We start from the raw sequence: 2,269 nt of genomic DNA, 5'->3' as shown, positions 1-2,269 counted from the left end.
GCTCTCCGGGGTCCCCTGCCACACAACGGACATGAGGCCAGGTCACTCACGAGACCGGCGAACCGGACCAATCCCAATCAAGCAATGCCCCTGGGTCCGGTAGTGACAGCGGAGATGCATCAGGACGTCCTGGATTACTTCAGCCGCGGAGATCAGGGAGTCCAGAGCGAGCAGGAGCGGCGAGCCATCCAGCATGCCGACGATCCTTCAGAACCCGGCCGACCGGCTCTCATCTCGCACGAAACCGTCTACCCACAGAGGTGGCCTGAACAGCCGGGGCTGTTCATGCTCCGCAACGACTTCCCTGCACAGATCGTGTTCGCCGGCGAGTCCTATGCGTCCGTACTGCATGGGTACTGGGCGCTGTCGGCGGCCGACGCTTCTGACAGAAGCAGAATCCGGGATGCGGCCTCCGGCAGAGAGGCGCATGACCTGGGTGGCCAGGCAACGCACCGGAGTGACTGGCCTAACGTTCGGCTCGCGGTCATGGCAGAGCTCCTTCGCGCGAAGTTCACTCAGCACCCTGAACTCGCCCAGGTCCTCGTTTCCACAGGGGACGCCAGGATCAGCTACACCGGCCTCTCGGACTCACCCTTCTGGCGAGATGTCCCCGACGGTCGGGGACGAAACTGGATGGGGCGGTTGCTCGAGCTGACCCGCTCCGAGCTCGTTGCCCAGCAATTGCTCCGGCCCGAGAACCCCAGCGTGCTGAACGTTGATGAGTGGTGGGAGTGCTCGACTACGCGCACATCGTGAGTAGACGTGCCGGACTACATCCGCTCCCTACAACCGTCCTGTGGGATCTCAAGTTCGGCTGCACAATCTCGCCGCCCGCTTCATATCGACTGCACTCTCCGTGTTCCTCGACGAACTGGCCCACCGCGCACGGCACATCGAACTGGCCGGTGAGCCCCGCCGCAACATCTCCCACCGTGTCTGGGGCTACGCCTCCCTGTCCGTCTCACTCTCCGCGCGCGCGGATCATGGGTGAGCTATCCTGCGCGCATGCTCGGACAGTTCACCGGCTGGCCGGAGCAGGCCATGGACGTGTTGTGGCAGCTCCAGGGCGAACCGACCCACGCGACCCGCGAGCGCTACCGCGCGGACCGCGAACGCCTGGTCCGGCAGCCGATGATCGCCCTGCTCAACGAGGTCGCGGACACCGACCCCCGGTACGAGGACTTCTCCGTCTGGCACTACCGCACCGACTCCTGGTGGTGGCAGCACCAGGGCGCGGTGATCCGGCTCGGCCGCAAGATCGAGATCGGTCTCCGGTTCTCCCTGGACGGCCTGCGGATCCAGGGCGCCTGGTGGTACCCCGATCCCGGCCAGGTGGACATGTTCCGCAAAGCCGTGGCCTCCGAGGGGAGCGGCCGCGAACTGTCCGCCATCGTCGAGGACGTGCGGAAGAAGGGCTACGACATCTCCGGGGACGTGATGAAACGCCCCCCGCGCGGCTATCCGACAGACCACTCCCGTACGAACCTGCTGCGCCACCGTTCTCTGATCGCCGCCCGTCCCCTCGGCTGCGAGGAGTGGCTGCACACCCCCGAGGCGGTCGACCGAGTTTTCTCGGCCGCCGCTGACCTGGACGCCCTGCTGATGTGGCTGGTCCGCCACGTGAAGCGCGCCGCCTGACCTCACGAGGGCCCCGCGCGGCACGGGAGGAACCAAACCCGTACTGTCGGCTCCCGCGCTCAGAAGGTGACACGCACCTTCAGCGCCGACGAGTGGTCCATCGCCCGATGGCCGTCCGGCACACGAGAAGTGGGCAAGCCTTCGATGGGGGTGGCTCTTCTGGAGAGAAGGGCTGAGCTGGGAGAACGCTGTTTGGGGTGATGGCGGCGTGGTCGGGTCTCTACCGTGTTGGTGGAGGAGGCGGCGCTGATGGGGTCGTTGATCGAGGAGCTCGAGGCGCGGGAGGCGGCGGCCCGGGCGACGACCATCAGCGGGTTGGCGAGGCTACCGGGCAGACGGCCACGGTGGGCTGTCCGGACAGGTATATGGCACTCTCCGACGGGGTGAGATTGCGGGTTACGGCTTTGCAGATCGCGCTGATTGCGGCCTCCGGCGCGGTGTAGGACCAAAGCCTCACGGTTCTGTCGTAGCTACCGGTGGCGAGGGTGCGCCCGTCAGGACTGAACGCCACGGCTACTACGGGGGCAATGTGCCCAGTGAAGCTCCCCCTTTGACCTGGACAGCCTGATACTGGGACGGAAGGTCCCGGAGGAAGCAGTTACAGGCAGTGAGCAAGAAGAGCAATATGAGC

The 2,269-nt window shown here is 65.9% G+C and carries 4 protein-coding genes; 3 read left to right on the top strand and 1 reads right to left on the bottom strand.

Features of this window, described 5'->3' with window-relative positions; genetic code table 11:
• The first annotated feature begins 114 nt into the window (after nt 1-114).
• The 3 genes from AB0915_RS39035 to AB0915_RS39025 are packed head-to-tail and all read left to right on the top strand — an operon-like array spanning nt 115 to nt 1,638.
• The gene (locus tag AB0915_RS39035; protein ID WP_366696131.1) at nt 115-756 is read left to right on the top strand and encodes an NADAR family protein; all 642 of its coding nucleotides are present in this window, start codon (nt 115-117) and stop codon (nt 754-756) included.
• Between the two features lie 40 nt (nt 757-796).
• A complete protein-coding gene (locus tag AB0915_RS39030; RefSeq protein ID WP_366696129.1) occupies nt 797-991 on the top strand; it encodes a hypothetical protein in 195 nt (64 codons plus the stop codon).
• A 14-nt stretch (nt 992-1,005) separates the two neighbouring features.
• Nucleotides 1,006-1,638, top strand: coding sequence for a DUF2461 family protein (locus AB0915_RS39025; protein ID WP_366696127.1), 633 nt, complete (start codon nt 1,006-1,008; stop codon nt 1,636-1,638).
• Nucleotides 1,639-1,945: 307 nt separating this feature from the next.
• Here AB0915_RS39025 and AB0915_RS39020 read toward each other — a convergent pair whose 3' ends face one another.
• A complete protein-coding gene (locus tag AB0915_RS39020) occupies nt 1,946-2,236 on the bottom strand; it encodes a WD40 repeat domain-containing protein (RefSeq protein ID WP_366696133.1) in 291 nt (96 codons plus the stop codon).
• Nucleotides 2,237-2,269 lie beyond the last annotated feature (33 nt).

It is taken from the genome of Streptomyces sp. NPDC048411, assembly GCF_040704695.1.
GTDB lineage: Bacteria > Actinomycetota > Actinomycetes > Streptomycetales > Streptomycetaceae > Streptomyces.
Note: the sequence above shows the minus strand (reverse complement) of the source record. Positions and strands in the feature narration are given on the sequence as shown.